We start from the raw sequence: 16953 nt of genomic DNA, 5'->3' as shown, positions 1-16953 counted from the left end.
GCAGACTCGCCAGCCCGACCAACCTAAAGCGTCTGTATCACACAAACCTTCAGGTAATCACCAGGCGGATAGTCTTCAGTCGTGCGGAAGTCTTCCGGCAGCGAGAAGGTTTCGATGATTTTATAGCGTGCACCTTTTTCTTTAAAAGCCTGATCAATAAAGGTCCTGAACTTTTTCATATCAAATGAAGCCGCATTGGTTGAAGCCACAATCACACCTTTTTTCTCTGTGATGTCGATCGCCTGCTTCACCAGGTTTTTATAATCTTTTGACGCTGAAAATGTATGCTTTTTTGAGCGCGCAAAGCTTGGCGGGTCCATGATGACAAGGTCAAATTTGACTTCGTTTTTCACGCAGTAGTTGAAATAGCGGAATACGTCGCGAACGAGGATGTCCTGCGCTTCATAGTCAATGCCATTCATGCTGAACTGTTCAATCGTTTTCGGTACACTGCGGTTGGCCAGGTCGACACTTGTTGTTTTCATTGCGCCACCAAGCGCTGCGAACACTGAAAAAGCGCCTGTATAAGAGAATGTATTCAGCACGGTTTTGCCTTCAGCATACTTGTCCCTGATCGCTTTTCTCACATTGCGCTGATCAAGAAACACCCCTGTCATCGCACCATCATTCAGGTAAACGGCGAAATGTGCGCCATTTTCTTTTACCAACAGCGGAAAATCAGGCCGCTCACCTTTTACAAAATCGTCGTCCTCTACATATTGCCCTTTTGAATCAAAGCGCTTTTTTTCGTAAATGCTTTTATAAGGAAGGATCTCTTCGAATGCGCTCAGGATTTCGTCTCTGAAATGATAGATCCCGATGCTGTACCACGTGAACAGGTAATGACCTGCGTAGTGATCAATTGTCAGACCGCCAATGCCGTCTCCTTCACCGTTGAAGAGACGGAAAGCATCTGTCTGGTCATCTTCAAAGAAATTTTTACGGTAACCTGCGGCCTCCTCAAGCTTCTTTTTAAAAAGGGAAGCACCGATCTCCTCATTTTGCTTCCATGTTAACAGCCAGCCCGAGCCCTTGTTTTGCTTTCCGAGATAGCCCTTTGCGAGAAACTGCCCGCGCGGATCAATCGCAGTAAACACTTTTCCTTCTTCATCTATATTGCCCTGCTGGACCATCTCTTTTGTCAGCAGCGGCCATCCTTCACGGATTTTTTCTGAAAAACCTTTTTTAATCGTTATTTTCGTCATGCTTGCCCTCCGTACGGCTTTCAATATATTTTTTCAGCTTTTGTAAATGAAATAGTTCCTCTTTTGAAATCATGCGGACAATCATCCCTTTAAAAAGTGAACGTGCAAAGCCCTCTGTTGTGATGGTTCCGTCAAATGTGACAAATGTGCTATTTTCATCCTCTTCACGGAATGTATAACGGAAGTTGATTTTCACACCATTCTGTTCACTTGTCACTGCATAGGATTTGTTGACTACAAATTCAGTCACAACAAGCACAGATTGCACTTTACGTCCTCCGAGGTCTCTCACTTCTTCATATCTGGTCCCTTCACCAATTGGACCTTCAGTCAGCTTTTTTATACTGATGACCTGATCCATGATTTCCGGTGACTTTTCCATTTGGATCGTCTCATTAAAAACTGTTTCAATCGGACGTTCAATGACCATTGTCTGATTTAATGCACCCATTTTCTGAAACCTCCTGTACACATTTACTACTTACCATTATAACGTGTTCATCCCGCTTATGCCGAGAAGGACGGCAGACCTATTGAGGTATTATTACATTTTTGTTACAATTACATTTATAACGTGTTACCGACAAACGAAAGGAATGTATCTGCCAGATGAAACATTTATCAAAGCTGCTGTTGATCAGCTGTGTGTTCCTCGTACTGATGGGAATGGTACGCGGTGAATATCGTTCTAAGCAAAGCGCTGTAGCAGAAGAGCTGCAGAAACTTAACCCGGCACATAACACTGATCTTTCATATATAGACTTTTTGACTTATCGCGTATTAAAAAATGGCTCTGCTCGTGTTGTCACACTTGGAAGCAGCGTGACAAAAGGTGTTGGCGCAAGCGTCCCTTCCCACACATGGCGCGCGCTGCTGCAAAATGAAATCCGCAGCACATCACGCCCACTGAAGCATGTCACCATTGCCAATCATGGACACTCCGGCTATACTTCTGAGATGCTCTTACGCCCTGATGTGGTTCAAGGCGTTCTCAAAAGCAGACCGGACCTGTTAATCCTTGAGACATCTGTCATTAACAATTACCGTCAGAGCGTTTCACTTGAAGCAACACAATCTTCACTTGAAGAGCTTTATCGCACATTTACCCAGGCAATTCCGGGTGTTGAGATTCTATTCATCTCACCCAATCCGATCCTAAAGACAAACCTGACAGAATCAGGTCTGAACGAGCTTGGACTAACGTTTGCTGATTATAACAACCTGACAAAAGCAGTTGCCGCTGAAAACGGCTGGCGCTACTTTGATACACATGATGCGATTTTAAATGAAATGACTGAACGTGATATTGCGCTTGAAGATATGCTGGACGACACCATTCATCCGAATGACCTCGGGTATGAAATGTGGTTTAATCAGCTGTATCATAATAAATTGACGCTGCCGAAATTCGGAGAGTAATGAAAAAGCTTCACTGCCCGTTCAATCAGGCAGTGAAGCTTTTTTCGTGATTATGCCCCGCCAAACATTGTCGCAAAGATAAACATAAATAAAATCGGTGTAATCCACACAATCGGCAGACTGTTCACAAGCAGCATCTTCTTCCAGTTATACTTATGATAAGCCATCCATGAGATGACAATCACAGCCATCAGTACAACCGGATAAGATCCAACGGCATACAGCACCATGCGCCCTGCAAATGATCCATCCTGCTCTATATTCATGAGTGATACGCCGTAAAAGGTGAACCAGATCGGCAGAAATAATAGATAGAAAAACTGGCTTCCGAATAACAGCAAAGCCACCTTGGCATTTTTCAACAGAAGGTCCTCCTCTAATCTCTCTTTAAAGCAAATAATATCATAAAGTCACCGTAACCTTCTTCCTCAAGCCGCTCTTTCGGGATAAACCGCAGTGCCGCTGAGTTGATGCAGTAACGCAAACCACCTTTACTCTCCGGCCCGTCTTCAAACACATGTCCAAGATGGGAATCAGCATGCCGGCTTCTGATCTCACGACGCGTGTTTTTCGTGGAGACATCCCACTTCTCCTCCACCATTGAATCAGTAATCGGCTTAGTAAAAGACGGCCATCCGCAGCCGGCATCATACTGATCGCGCGATGAAAACAGCGGTTCACCTGACACAATATCCACGTAAACTCCTTCACGCTCATTATCCCAGTACTCATTTTCATAAGGAGGCTCCGTGCCATTTTCCTGCGTCACGAAATACTGCAGGTCAGTCAGCTTCTCTTTTAAATGCGTTCGATCTTTAGGCCAGTAGGTACGCTGAAACTTTTCACGTCCGGACCCCTGAACATACAGGGCATAACGAAAGCTGTTTTTCAGATCAAAGTCCTGATGGAAATCCTCTGCCGGATAAAAAGGTCCTGCTTCCCTAATCTCTGTGACAATCTGCTTTTCAAAACGACCGCTTTCCGCAAGCGCTGATTTGGATTTCTCGGCTTGCGCTCTCTGTTCATCCGTATACGTAAAAATAATCGATCTGTATGCGGCACCACGGTCAGAAAACTGACCTTCTGAATCGGTTGGATCAGTCAGGGGCCAGTAGATATCCAGTAGTTCTTTATAGGAAATCCGTTCTTGATCATATTCAATATAAACAGCTTCCACATGGCCCGTCCCGCCGTTTTTCACCTTAGAGTACACAGCGTCTTCTTCAGTCCCTCCTGTATAACCTGATATTACTTTCAGTACACCATCACGTTCCTGAATGGGTCTGACCAGGCACCAGAAACAGCCGCCTGCGAACATTGCTTTTTCCATTTAACATCACCCCTATCTGTTTCCTCGCTGCAGATAACTCATCCAATAACACACGACTGCGGCGGCAAGGGTTTTTTCAATTTCAGAAAGCTGATCGCCTACTTTTACAAGGTCAAGTGCAGTGGATTTTTGAAACTGCGGCTTCATTGCGTAATCGAAATACCCTTGCATGTATGATGCGAAAAACCTTCCGTCTTCTGTTTGCAGATGAAAGTCACCGGCCAGTGATTTTGTTTTCACATCACACAGAAGCTCCCCATCTGCTGTATAGATCGCTCCATTTGTTCTCGTTAATTTCTTCTCTTCCTTATAATACCCAACTGTTTTACCTTCGTGGTTTCTGATTTCCAGCACATTCCGGCCGTTTTCTTTTCTTTTTTGAAAAGCAACCGCCGGTTCATTGTGAGAGGTAAATACGCCTGCTGTGAAAGAGTAATATGCGTCTAGACCAGACAAAAACATCGAGACCACTTTTTTCCACAGCGGAAGATTCACAATTTTATAAGCCCCTATATACTCCCCGTCTTTATTAACAATTGTCAATGAGCTATAAGAGCTGCCTGTATACTCATAAATCCATTCATTCTCATCAAGCAGAGATTTCCCTGCAAGTTCAGCAGCCTCTGACAGCCATTTAGCTTCTTTCTCTTTCGATCTTATGTAAAAGTACGGCGATATACCAATCGCAAATATCGGAAATGCCAATGCGTTTAAAAGCTCTACTTCATAATAAAACATGACCGCAGCCGCCGCTGCCATAAATAATAATCCCGCAATCAGCGCAACATTCTCTTTTTTCATCCAGGACACCTCACTTTTTCTAGTTACTTATACGGATAAACGAGTGAATTGTTTCAGTTATGTGGGGGGCGGAGGGGAAATCGTTGGTATTTTAGGCCAGGTTGCCGGTTTTCACGTTAAGGATGCCGCGATACGCCCGGGAATTTGTCTATGTTCCGGCGCCAGTTGTCCGAATCCCGCCCTGACTTGTTCATACCCATTATCTGAATCACAATCGCCAGCCCCTCTTAATGCCTTTAAGACACTAAGAGCCTGTTTCCTAAGTGCATGCAGGGCAGACACGGGCCAGATGTTGCTTTTTTGCTGGAGTTGTCTCTATTATGCTGGAGGATGTCGCGATACACCCGGGAACCTGTCTATGTTACAGCGCCAGTTGCCCGAATCCCGCCCTGACTTGTTCAAATACGCCAAATGATCTGCAAGCACAAGCCTTGCTCTATAAATCCCAAAAGAAAAACTCCCAGGCTTCTGCCGGGGAGTCAGTCATTTATTTCAATCTATTTTTTAAATACTGTGTCAAAGTTGTTCTTAACATTTCCGACGTCAGCGGCAACACATCTCCGGTCGTTCTCTTACCTTCTCTTGCCACTTGTAACCCTCTTGTTGCATCTTCGTGATGCCACAGATAGACAATCGGACATTTGGAATACTCTCTGATTTGACGGTACCAGTAAAAACCGTCGAAATAAGGCAGTTTTACATCCAAGAGCACCAAATCTGGTTTTTCTTCGATGAAATGCTCAATAATCCGTTCAAAATCTGTGACCGGTATGGATTGATACCCCAGGTCAGAAACCTGTTCTGTGAGATCCAAGCGAAGGTCAGCGTTATCTTCAATAATCATGATTCGCTGCATGCTGATGACCTCCTAACTACTTCATTCCATAAGCCTGATGGTCACATTTATTAACTGATTTAAATTTAGAAAAAAATACGCTCCTTACATGAAAACAACTGCACTTAACAGAGTTGCGATCTGTTATACCAATCTTTTCATACTTATACGTATTTGTCAAAGGTTGTAAGCAAAACCTTTATGTTTACCTCATTTAAAATTTGTTAAACGTGATATTCAAGAAATTCTAATTTATTTCCAAAAGGGTCTCTGACAAAAAACCTTGTTCTTCCTTCGATCGGCTGTTCTTCCTGAATAGATACATTCTGTTCAGATAAACAAATGCGAAGTTCCTCCAGATTCTTTACGATAAATGCCGGATGCGCCTTTCTTGGCGGAGTATATGGCTCCTCACGCCCGATGTGTATTTCCTGGTTCCCACATATAAACCAGCACCCACCATTCCCACGAAGGTTAACAGGCTTTGGTATTTCTTTCAACCCCAGCAGGTCAGTGTAAAATCTCCGCGCTTCATCTTCACTGCCTTCAGGTGCTGTCAATTGCACATGATCAATGCCTTCAAATCGAAAACTCATTAAAACACTCCCTTTATTCTTTCTTCAACCATCCTGATAAATTCAATTGGATTCTCTCTGACTTTATAAGGGTAAAGTCCGCGGGTCGTATGCACGTATAATAAACCAAAACTTCTCTGGCTTTCTTTATAGGAAAGATCAAGAATTTCGTGGAAATAAAATTCATTGGAGTCATCAGTGAGCTTTTGAGGGTAAAGGTGCAGAAAACTTTCGTGTTCGATGATGTGCTGTTCTTCCCACTCAATTTTACGCGTGATCATCACATACGGATGTGAAGCAATGCGGCTGATAAGAAAACCTCCCTTAAGATTGATTACTTCCTTTTATTTTAACGAATATCACTTCATAAAGATATGCGCAGGGCTTATTCACAAATATTTAATCTAACCGTAATCATTACTTCATTAAAAAAAATTACAAACTGATTCTTTAAAAAAGTTTCTTCCTACTGCTATCTATATTGTAAGCGTTACCATTAGCAGAATTGCGCAACATTTTATAAAAATACGGTTGATTTTATTTTTATACATCTCTATAATATGCCTAACATATTTTTTTGGAGTGATGGATGTGAAAGTTGGAATTATAGGTGCAACCGGTTATGGCGGTCTTGAGCTGATCAGGCTTTTACATCGTCACAGCGGAATTTCATCAATTGACCTGTTTACTTCTTCTGATGAAGGAGAGTTATTTTCTCATAAATATTCATATTTAATGAATATTTATGACACACCTCTTCATAAAATCAGAATTGAACATTTAGCGAAACTGGATGTTATATTCACAAGTACACCAAGTGGGGTGACAAGCAGACTGCTCCCTCCTCTGATCGGAAAGGGACCTCGCATCATCGACCTTTCAGGTGACTACCGCTTATCAGCTGAAGATTACACTCAGTGGTACGGAAAAGATGCAGCACCAGCTTCCTCGCTTCAAAAAGCAGTATATGGACTGACTGAATGGAACCGTGAAGCTGTCAAAGACGCAGTGATGGTTGCTAATCCCGGCTGTTATCCGACAGCTGTTCTGCTCAGCCTGCTCCCTGCTGTTAAAAACGGACTGATTGATACTGACAGCCTGATTATTGACGCAAAAAGTGGTGTGTCTGGAGCGGGTAACAAGCCGAATCAAATGACACATTTCAGCGAAACAAATGAAAGTCTTTCTATCTATAAAGTCAACAAACATCAGCATATACCTGAGATCGAAACGGGCCTTGCCCGGTTTGCGGAGAAGACACGACCCATCACCTTCAGCACCCACCTTGTGCCAATGACACGGGGAATCTTGGCAGCTGCTTATGCACCGCTTGCTGACGGTGTAACCGAGAAGCAGCTGCAGGAATGTTATCAGGAAAGTTACCAGCATGAAACGTTCGTCAGAGTAATGCCACCGGGACCAAAGTTCAGCACAAACCAGGTGTACGGCTCAAATTACTGCGACCTTCAAACCCACGTGGACCCGCGGACAAATCGCGCCACGATCGTCTCAGTCATTGACAACCTCGTAAAAGGTGCAGCAGGTCAGGCCATTCAGAATATGAACGTTCAGTTTGGATTTAAGGAAACAGAAGGACTTGATCTGGTTCCTTCGTATATATAACTTGCAATGAAACTTGCCGTTCATGAACCGCTTCACCTTTCCGTGAAGGACTCCGCTTTCCGCGGACGAACGCTCAAGCCTCCTCGAGCAGAAGATCACTGCTCTGCGGGGTCTTTCCCGATCGTTTTTCCGCAGGAGTCTCCGTCCTTCACTCCAAGGTTCAGCTTGAATTGTGAATAGCAAACTTTATATAGCTTCAGGCGCGAACCGACCAGCGCCTTCCGCTTTTATTTAAGGAGGAATAGTATGACAACTGTCTATCCATCAATCAAAAAGATTTCAGGTAATAATATTGCTTCGCCAATTGGATTTAAGGCTGCAGGACTGCACTGCGGTATTAAACATAAAAAGAATGACCTTGCACTTTTAGTAAGTGAGGTTCCTGCAAACGCTGCCGGCGTGTATACGACAAATGCGGTTCAGGCAGCGCCTTTAAAAGTTACAAAAGAAGCGCTTGCCGTTGAAAAGAAGATGCAGGCAATTATCGTGAACTCAGGAAATGCCAATGCCTGCACAGGTAAGCAGGGTTATATAGATGCGCAGACGATGCAGCATCTAACAGCAAATCTTTTAAATATCGAACCACACCTTGTTGGCGTTGCCTCTACCGGCGTTATTGGTGAGAAACTTCCAATGGACCGCCTGAAATACGGAATTCCAAAGCTTGAACCTGTTGCCGGCTTAAAAGGGTCAATTGACTTTTCACAATCCATCCTGACGACTGATACGGTATCGAAAAATACTGCTTATAAAGTGGATATTGACGGGAAAACCGTAACCGTTGCCGGGACTGCAAAAGGATCGGGCATGATTCATCCGAATATGGCAACGATGCTAGGATTTATTTCAACAGACGCCGCGATTGAATCAGACCACCTGCACAGCGCACTGAAATCAGTAGTGGACCGTTCATTTAACTCCATTACCGTAGACGGCGATACATCAACGAATGATATGGTACTTGTCATGGCGAATGGACTGGCTGAAAATGAGACACTCTCTCCATCCCACCCTGACTGGAAGGTGTTCGTTCAGACGCTTTTACATGTATGTGAGGACCTCGGCAAAATGATCGCCAAGGACGGTGAAGGTGCGACGAAGCTGATTGAGGTTGAAGTGAACGGCGCGAAGAATGATGAGGAAGCACGTAAAATTGCGAAAACAGTAGTAGGCTCACCTCTTGTAAAGACTGCAGCGTTTGGCTGCGATGCCAACTGGGGACGTATTCTTGCAGCTGTCGGCTACAGCGGAATGACGATTGATCCGAATGAAGTTGAAATTCTGATCGGTACGACACCGGTTGTCCGTGAAGGTGAACCACTTCCATTTTCAGAGGATGAGCTTACTGAATATCTGAAGCAGCCTGAAATCAAACTGAAGGTCAACGTGAATCAGGGTGATGGGAAAGGACTTGCATGGGGGTGCGACCTGACATATGACTATGTACAGATCAACGCAAGCTACAGAACATAAAACAGTCATTAAGCTTGGCGGCAGTCTGCTCGAGCGGCTGACCCCCGACTTTTTCAAAGGTATTCACCAGATGATTGAAAGCGGTAAAAAGGTCATCATTGTTCACGGTGGCGGCCCTGCCATTAACCGTAAGCTGAAAGAAGCACAGATTGAAACCACCGTTGTCAACGGACTGCGTGTTACGCCTGCTGAAGCCATAGAAATCGTTCAGACGACGCTGATCGGATCAGTGAACCCATGGATCGTCCACCAGCTCGAACAGGCGGCTATCCAGGCCGTCGGGTTAAACGGCTTTGACGGCGGATTAATGAAAGCATCCTTTTTAGATCAGGCGACATACGGCTATGTCGGGAAAATTGATGATGTGAACCCTGCCCTGCTCGCGCTCCTTGAAGGTACTGTACCGGTCATTTCCTGTATCGGCAGAACCAATGACGGACAGGCGCTGAACATAAATGCAGACACTGCAGCTGAAAAAATCGCTGCTGCAATTGGTGCTGATGAACTTCTTTTTGTAACTGACACACCAGGGATTAAAGTAAACGGCGAGACCGTCACAACCACTCATCCGCATGAAATCAACGGATGGATTTCAGACGGCACAATCTACGGCGGTATGATCCCAAAAGTCCAGGCAGCTGCCGGCTGTCTGGAAGCGGATATTCCAACCGTCCGAATTGTGAACGAAATGCTTGAAGGTACGACGATTTTAAAGGAGGTGGTTGTCAAATGAGTGCACTTTTTCAAAACTATGCGAGGCGTTCACTTCATATAGTGAAAGGTGAAGGAACGACCGTCTGGGACGATCAGGGTAAAACCTACCTTGATTTCACAAGCGGGATCGCAGTTGTAAGCCTCGGACACAGTCACCCTAAAATGGTCAGCGCTTTGCAGACACAGGCTGAAAACCTCTGGCATATTTCAAATCTGTTTGAAAGTCCTGCCCAGGAAAAGCTCGCAGCTGATCTTGTCAAAGACACGCCGCTTTCACGCGCGCTGTTTTGCAATAGCGGAGCTGAAGCGAATGAAGCGGCAATCAAACTGGCCCGTAAAGCGACTGGGAAACACGTGATCATTACATTTGAACAGTCCTTTCACGGTCGAACAACCGGCGCCATGGCCGCAACCGGTCAGGATAAAGTAAAAGAAGGCTTCGGTCCGCTCATGCCTGAGTTCCGGACGATCCCTTTTAACAATGTAGAAGCTTTAAAGGCTGCGATTGATGAAGATACGGCAGCCGTCATGCTTGAAGTCATTCAAGGTGAAGGCGGTGTGAATCCGATTGATGAAGATTTCGCTACTGAGTTGCAGAAGCTCAGCGAATCAGCCGGGTTTTTACTGATCATTGATGAGGTGCAAACCGGAATCGGCCGCACAGGCACCCGTTATGCGTTTGAACAGACGCCGCTTAAACCCGATATTGTTACACTCGCAAAAGGACTAGGCGGCGGATTTCCGGTCGGGGCAATTCTCGGCACTGAAGCGCTGGCTGACTATTTCGGTCCAGGCTCACATGGATCCACATACGGCGGCAATCCGCTTGCTGTTACAGCAGCACAGACAGTCGTTGATCACATTTTTAACGAAGCTTTTCTTGAAGAAGTCCGGAAAAAAGCCGCTTATCTTCGCGAGCAGCTCGCTTCCCTTTTCGGCCTCTCACAGGTGACGTGCATTCAGGGTAAAGGCTTAATGCTTGGGATCGTCCTAAGCACCGAAGCTGGTCCCATTGTAAAAAAAGCAGAGGAAAACGGGCTGCTGCTCGTACCTGCAGGACCAAACGTCATCAGACTGCTGCCTCCGCTTACTGTCAGCTATGAGGAATGTAAGCAGGCGGCATCACTGCTTGAGAAGACAATGATGCAGGTTGAGTATACGGTGAGTTGAGGTTTTTGTAGTTCATGATTGTCGGGTTCGGAGAATAATCGTGGATGTTCGGAGAAAAACATCATTGGTTCAAAGAATAACCTCTTATGTTCGGAGAAAAACACCGGTGGTTCGGAGAAAAAACACGATGGTTCGTGGAAAAGTGTAATTTGGCCTAGCCCGAAAAACCATCGTCCACAAAATCTAAATACCAGCTGTCCCGGAAGCCCCCCCTTCCCGGACAGTATTCTTATTCACATAAATGAATAAAATTACATTTTTATTTATATTTATTCACAAAAAACCTGCTTTACATCCAAAAAGCGTTGATTGTAGCGCATGGCGGCGGCTCGCAGGAAGGAACGTGTGTGGCCATGGCGAAGCCTGCGGGCTCACCGCCCGACCGCGGATAGCGTCCGCCCGAAGCTGATATCATAAGCGATTAATTATAAAAAGGAGGCGGTTCTCATGAAAGGAACGCTGTCACTGTCGAACGGACAGTCATTTGAAGGAGCATGGAAAGGCGCAGTTAAAGACGTACAGGGAGAAATCGTCTTCTTCACGGGCATGACCGGCTATGAAGAGGTGCTGACTGACCCCTCTTATCACGGTCAGATTATTGTTTTCTCGTACCCGCTGATGGGTCAATACGGTATTCAGGAGGCCAACCTTGAGTCAAAAGAAATCCAGCCTGCAGGTATTGTGGTGACTGAATTATATGAAGGCACCCTTGAACGAGGTATTTCTTTATTGGAGTTTGCAGTGATGCATAATGTCCCCATTATGTCGGGCGTGGACACGCGCTCTGTGATTCAGACCATCCGCGAAGATGGAACGATGCAGGCGGTGATGCAGCTTGAAGGCAAACCGCTTCCTGCATGGGAGCCGATCCGTACATTTGTTGTGCCGCATGTGACTGCAAAAGCAGCCGTGACATATGGAGAAGGTACACCGCATATAGGACTTATTGATTTCGGCTATAAGAAATCGATTTTACAGGCACTGCTGGACCGCGGCTGTAAGGTGACGGTGTTTCCTTATACCGTCTCAACAGACGAACTGGTCAGCTATCCGTTAGATGGTTTACTGTTCTCTAATGGACCGGGGGATCCTGCATCCCTTATGCATAAAATTGATGACTATCGTGCATGGGCGAATGCTTACCCAACGCTTGGCATCTGTCTGGGTCATCAGCTGCTGGCGATTGCTTTTGGTGCATCAACAGAAAAGCTCGCTTTCGGTCACCGTGGTGCAAATCATCCGGTGATGAATCTGAAGACAAAGCGCGTAAGCATGAGCTCGCAAAATCACAGCTACGTTGTAAAAATGGATTCCATCCCTCCAACTGTGGAGGTTCTTTATACAAATGTAAATGACAGCAGTGTGGAAGGTCTTTTACATAAAGATCTTCCACTGTTAACCGTTCAGTTTCATCCGGAAGCTTCACCGGGTCCGGCTGAACACCATGAAGTATTTGATGAGTTTTTCAAATTGATTCAACAGGAAAAGAAGGTGTCACAACATGCCTAAACAGCAGGAGATTAAAAAAGTATTAGTAATTGGATCCGGTGCCATTGTGATCGGTCAGGCTGCTGAGTTTGACTATTCAGGTACGCAGGCCTGCACCGCCCTTCGCGAGGAAGGAATTGAAGTCATTTTAATTAATAACAACCCCGCTACAATTATGACGGATGAAACGACTGCTGACCGCGTCTATTTTGAACCGCTGACAGTAGAAAGCGTGAAAGAGATTCTTGAAAAAGAAAAGCCGGATGGTCTACTTGCAACGGTTGGTGGTCAGACGGGGCTGAACCTCGCGATGGCGCTGACTGATCAGGGGATCCTTGAAAAATATGGCGTGAAGCTGCTCGGGACTGATATTCATTCGATTAAAAAAGCGGAGGACCGTGATGCTTTCCGCTCGCTGATGAAGGAACTCAATGAACCGGTACCTGACAGTGAAATCATTTACAGCCAAAAAGAAGCACTGGCTTTCGCCGATTACTGCGGCTATCCAATCATTGTCCGTCCTGCCTATACCCTTGGCGGATTTGGCGGCGGGATCGCGAAGGATGAAAAAACATACTTATCACTTGTGAAGCAGGGTCTCTCAGCAAGTCCGATTCACCAGTGCCTTGTTGAAAAAAGTATTGCAGGCTTTAAGGAAATTGAATATGAAGTCATGCGTGACGCTTCCGGCACATGCATTACGATCTGTAACATGGAAAACCTTGATCCGGTTGGCGTGCATACAGGGGATTCGATCGTGACAGCACCGAGTCAGACGCTGCACGATAAGGAATACCATATGCTCAGAACGTCTTCTATTAAAATCATTGAAGCGCTTGGCATTGTGGGTGGATGTAACATTCAGTTCGCTCTGCACCCTTCAAGCGGCGAATACTTTTTAATCGAAGTAAACCCGCGTGTAAGTCGTTCGTCAGCGCTTGCTTCAAAGGCAACAGGCTATCCGATTGCGCGTCTCGCTGCAAAGCTTGCAGTTGGCTATCATCTGCATGAGCTGAAAAATCCAGTTACCGGTACAACTTTTGCGAGCTTTGAGCCTGCACTTGATTATGTGACCGTTAAAATTCCGCGCTGGCCATTTGATCAGTTCAGCGATGCGAACCGCCAGCTTGGTACACAGATGAAAGCAACAGGTGAAGTCATGGCCATTGAACGATCAATCGAAGCGGCTTTCCAAAAGGCAATACGTTCACTAGATCAGAAAATTGACGGTCTCTTCCTCCCTGCTTTATCAGAGCTTGATACGCAGGCACTTGAAACACTAGTCAAAGAACCGGATGACCGCCGATTGTTTGCGATTTTTGAGCTGTTAAAGAGAGGCGTTTCCACAACAACCCTTCATAGCTGGACGAAAATTTCGCTTTATTACCTGTCTGTATTATCTCGACTTGTGAAAGCACAGCTGGCATATGAGGATCTTGCATGGCTTGAAGTCACCAAAGAAAAGATGCTTGAAGCGAAGAAGCTTGGCTTTACCGATAAGCAGCTTGCATCCTTCTGGAATGTGCCTGATTCTTTTGTCAAAGAACAGCGCCTGAAGTGGAACATCACACCGTCTTACAGAATGGTTGATACGTGTGCAGCAGAATTTGAAGCGAAGACGAACTATTTTTACTCAACGTGGAGCGGTACGTCTGATGACCGCAAGAGTAAAAAGCCGAAAGTTGCCGTGATTGGTTCAGGTCCGATCCGTATCGGGCAGGGCATTGAGTTTGACTATTGCTGCGTTCACAGCGTGCTTGCCCTGCAGAAAATGGGTTATGAGGCTGTGCTGATTAATAATAACCCTGAAACCGTGAGTACGGATTATGAAGTGGCAGATGCACTGTATTTTGAACCGCTTTGCGCTGAAGATATTATGAATGTCCTTGAGTTTGAAGGCATCAACGCTGTCATTGTCCAGTTTGGCGGACAGACTTCAATCAATGTCGCAAAAGAGCTTGAGGATGCAGGCTACCACCTGCTCGGCTCATCTTCAGACATTCTTGATGAGATGGAAGACCGCGACCGTTTTTATACTTTTTTAAAAAAAGCAGGACTGCCTGTGATCCCTGGCTTCACTGCCAATCAGCCGGCTGAAGTATGGCAGGCTGCAGATGATCTGAGTTACCCGATCCTGCTCCGCCCGTCTTATGTGATCGGCGGCAGCGGGATGATGAAACTGAACAGCGATGAGGAGCTTGAAGCCTATTTAGCTTCAGCACAGATCGAATATCCTGTGCTTGTTGATAAATTTATTCAGGGGAAAGAAGCCGAAGTGGATGTTCTCTCTGACGGTAAAAACGCCTGGGTTGCAGCTGTCTATGAGCATATTGAAGGTACGGGCGTGCATTCCGGCGACAGCATTGCCGTTACACCACCGCTTTCACTGTCAGCTTCGATGCTTGATCAGGTATGTGATACGGCTGTTCATATTGCTAAAAAGCTTGATTTTAAAGGCTTGTTCAATATCCAGTTTGTGTGTCAGGACAGCGGATTGTATGTTATTGAGATTAATCCGCGTGCTTCAAGAACAGTGCCGATCAGCAGTAAGTCAACCAATGTCCCGCTCGTGCAGCATGCAACTTCTTTGATGCTTGGACAGAGCCTGAATGATCTGGGTATCTCCCAGTCATTTAACGGACAGCGCGGTTTCACTGTAAAAGCACCGGTATTCTCACACATCAAGCTGCCTGGTCTTTCACCGGAGCTCACACCTGTCATGACATCAACCGGTGAAGTGATGGCGTCAGACAGAGATCCTGAAATTGCAATGAAAAAAGCATTGTCAGGTGCAAGTCAGCAGCTTGCTGACCTGTGGAACGGCGGCAGTATTTTTATCACCAACCATTTCGAAACGTCACTGGTCAAATCATGGCAGGAAAAAGGGTTTCTTGTATTTACACCTGAGACGCTTGCCTTTGATCAATGGATGGACCGTGACGATAAAAAAGCCGTTATCTCACTTGAAGCAGATCCTTCAGTGATCACAACGGCATCGATTCACAGACTTCACGTCTGGACAAGAAAAGAAACTGCGGAAGCATTTTTCAACACACTTCCCAAAAAAGGAGTTTTCGTATGAATATGCTCATTCCCACGCTTCAGCATAAAGACTTGCTGACGTTAAGAGACTATACATCAAACGAAATTTTAGAGCTGATCGAATTTGCAGCTGAACTGAAAAAACCCGAGAACAAGCACCTCCCCCTTTTACAGGGAAAGGTGCTTGGCATGATCTTTGAGAAATCATCCACCCGTACGCGTGTCTCATTCGAAGCAGGCATGCTCCAGCTCGGCGGGCACGCCATGTACCTGAGCACGAGAGATATCCAGATGGGCCGCGGCGAAACGATTGCTGATACAGCGCGCGTGCTGTCAGGCTATCTGGATGGCATTATGATACGTACCTTTGCCCAAAGCACAGTCCAGGAGCTCGCTGAAAACAGTTCAATCCCTGTCATCAACGGGCTGACTGACGATTACCATCCGTGTCAGACACTTGCAGACCTGCTGACCGTCTATGAAACATTCGGTTCATTTAAGCATAAAAAAATGGCTTATATCGGAGACGGGAACAATGTTGCCCACTCCCTGATGATCGGTGCAGCAAAAACAGGTATGCACTTTACGCTCGCCTGCCCTGCCGGCTACGAGCCTGACGCTGAAATCCTTGCATACGCCCAGGCGGAAGGTGCAAAAACCGGCGCAGAGATCCTCGTTACACACGATCCGGTCCAGGCTGCAACAGGTGCGCATGTCATTTACACAGATGTCTGGGCAAGCATGGGGCAGGAAGATGAACAGGCTGAGCGACTGAAAGCATTTGAAGGCTTCCAGGTCAATGAACAGTTAACCTCACACGCAGAAGCTGATTATATCTTCATGCACTGTCTGCCGGCCCATCGCGAAGAAGAAGTGAGTACAGCCGTGCTTGAAGGTCCTCACTCAGTTGTATTCCAGGAAGCTGAAAACAGATTGCATGCACAGAAGGCATTGCTGGTTGCGTTGATGGGGAAGTAATGCATTAAGTTTGAATGGCAATTTTTTAGATTGACACTTTTTAAAAGTCCATTATTGTTATTGCACAGCTGGTGATTGAAGCGGAAGGGGGCGACTCCTGTGGCAGGAAGGGACGTGTGAGGCCTTGGCGAAGCCTGCGGGCTCACCGCCCGGACACGGAAAGCGTCCCCCTGGAGCGAAAATTACCAGCCAATATTAAAAATCCGCACTTCATGCCTTTGGGAAACTGTTCCTTCAGCGCATGAAGTGCTTTATTATGCAAAACCGTTAAATCACACGAATATGGCGAACGCAGTTCAA

At 45.9% G+C, this 16953-nt stretch carries 15 protein-coding genes; 8 read left to right on the top strand and 7 right to left on the bottom strand.

The features are described from left to right. Positions 1-23: 23 nt before the first annotated feature. A complete protein-coding gene (locus tag UFB30_RS02600) occupies positions 24-1205 on the bottom strand; it encodes a class I SAM-dependent rRNA methyltransferase (RefSeq protein ID WP_322420112.1) in 1182 nt (393 codons plus the stop codon). Next, on the bottom strand, positions 1186-1656 hold the full coding sequence (locus tag UFB30_RS02595; protein WP_322420111.1) for a DUF3284 domain-containing protein: 471 nt from the start codon (positions 1654-1656) through the stop codon (positions 1186-1188). Before UFB30_RS02595 ends, UFB30_RS02600 begins: the two co-directional genes overlap by 20 nt. Before the next feature lie 158 nt (positions 1657-1814). Here UFB30_RS02595 and UFB30_RS02590 point away from each other — a divergent pair, with 158 nt between their 5' ends. Beyond that, complete coding sequence (locus UFB30_RS02590; RefSeq protein ID WP_322420110.1) at positions 1815-2624, top strand: SGNH/GDSL hydrolase family protein; 810 nt, start codon at positions 1815-1817, stop codon at positions 2622-2624. A 50-nt stretch (positions 2625-2674) separates the two neighbouring features. Here UFB30_RS02590 and UFB30_RS02585 read toward each other — a convergent pair whose 3' ends face one another. From UFB30_RS02585 to UFB30_RS02565, 5 genes are all read right to left on the bottom strand, one after another. Continuing rightward, a complete protein-coding gene (locus UFB30_RS02585) occupies positions 2675-2986 on the bottom strand; it encodes a hypothetical protein (RefSeq protein WP_322420109.1) in 312 nt (103 codons plus the stop codon). 14 nt (positions 2987-3000) lie between these two features. Continuing rightward, positions 3001-3954, bottom strand: coding sequence for a peptide-methionine (R)-S-oxide reductase MsrB (gene msrB, locus UFB30_RS02580; protein WP_322420108.1), 954 nt, complete (start codon positions 3952-3954; stop codon positions 3001-3003). A gap of 12 nt (positions 3955-3966) precedes the next feature. Next, on the bottom strand, positions 3967-4755 hold the full coding sequence (locus UFB30_RS02575; RefSeq protein WP_322420107.1) for a hypothetical protein: 789 nt from the start codon (positions 4753-4755) through the stop codon (positions 3967-3969). Between the two features lie 487 nt (positions 4756-5242). After that, the gene (locus UFB30_RS02570; RefSeq protein WP_322420106.1) at positions 5243-5611 is read right to left on the bottom strand and encodes a response regulator; all 369 of its coding nucleotides are present in this window, start codon (positions 5609-5611) and stop codon (positions 5243-5245) included. A gap of 203 nt (positions 5612-5814) precedes the next feature. Next, positions 5815-6186 (bottom strand): VOC family protein, encoded by a 372-nt coding sequence (locus UFB30_RS02565; protein WP_322420105.1) that lies wholly within the window; start codon positions 6184-6186, stop codon positions 5815-5817. 570 nt (positions 6187-6756) lie between these two features. Between UFB30_RS02565 and argC the strand changes: the two genes are divergently transcribed. The 7 genes from argC to argF all read left to right on the top strand — a co-directional run bounded on the left by argC (position 6757) and on the right by argF (position 16653). Next, positions 6757-7788 (top strand): N-acetyl-gamma-glutamyl-phosphate reductase, encoded by a 1032-nt coding sequence (gene argC / locus UFB30_RS02560; RefSeq protein ID WP_322420104.1) that lies wholly within the window; start codon positions 6757-6759, stop codon positions 7786-7788. A gap of 246 nt (positions 7789-8034) precedes the next feature. Beyond that, a complete protein-coding gene (gene argJ, locus UFB30_RS02555) occupies positions 8035-9261 on the top strand; it encodes a bifunctional ornithine acetyltransferase/N-acetylglutamate synthase (protein ID WP_322420103.1) in 1227 nt (408 codons plus the stop codon). Then, the gene (gene argB / locus UFB30_RS02550; protein ID WP_322420102.1) at positions 9224-9994 is read left to right on the top strand and encodes an acetylglutamate kinase; all 771 of its coding nucleotides are present in this window, start codon (positions 9224-9226) and stop codon (positions 9992-9994) included. The genes argJ and argB overlap by 38 nt, the downstream gene beginning before the upstream one ends. After that, positions 9991-11145 (top strand): acetylornithine transaminase, encoded by a 1155-nt coding sequence (gene argD / locus UFB30_RS02545; protein ID WP_322420101.1) that lies wholly within the window; start codon positions 9991-9993, stop codon positions 11143-11145. The genes argB and argD overlap by 4 nt, the downstream gene beginning before the upstream one ends. Before the next feature lie 447 nt (positions 11146-11592). Further along, positions 11593-12654, top strand: coding sequence for a carbamoyl phosphate synthase small subunit (locus UFB30_RS02540; RefSeq protein ID WP_322420100.1), 1062 nt, complete (start codon positions 11593-11595; stop codon positions 12652-12654). After that, positions 12647-15715 carry a carbamoyl-phosphate synthase (glutamine-hydrolyzing) large subunit gene (gene carB, locus UFB30_RS02535; protein ID WP_322420099.1) on the top strand — a complete coding sequence of 1023 codons (3069 nt, stop codon included), beginning with the start codon at positions 12647-12649 and terminating at the stop codon, positions 15713-15715. Before UFB30_RS02540 ends, carB begins: the two co-directional genes overlap by 8 nt. Next, positions 15712-16653, top strand: coding sequence for an ornithine carbamoyltransferase (gene argF, locus UFB30_RS02530; protein ID WP_322420098.1), 942 nt, complete (start codon positions 15712-15714; stop codon positions 16651-16653). The genes carB and argF overlap by 4 nt, the downstream gene beginning before the upstream one ends. The last annotated feature ends 300 nt before the right edge of the window (positions 16654-16953 follow it).

This window comes from Jeotgalibacillus haloalkalitolerans (assembly GCF_034427455.1).
Taxonomy (GTDB): Bacteria; Bacillota; Bacilli; order Bacillales; family Jeotgalibacillaceae; genus Jeotgalibacillus; species Jeotgalibacillus haloalkalitolerans.
Note: the sequence above shows the minus strand (reverse complement) of the source record. Positions and strands in the feature narration are given on the sequence as shown.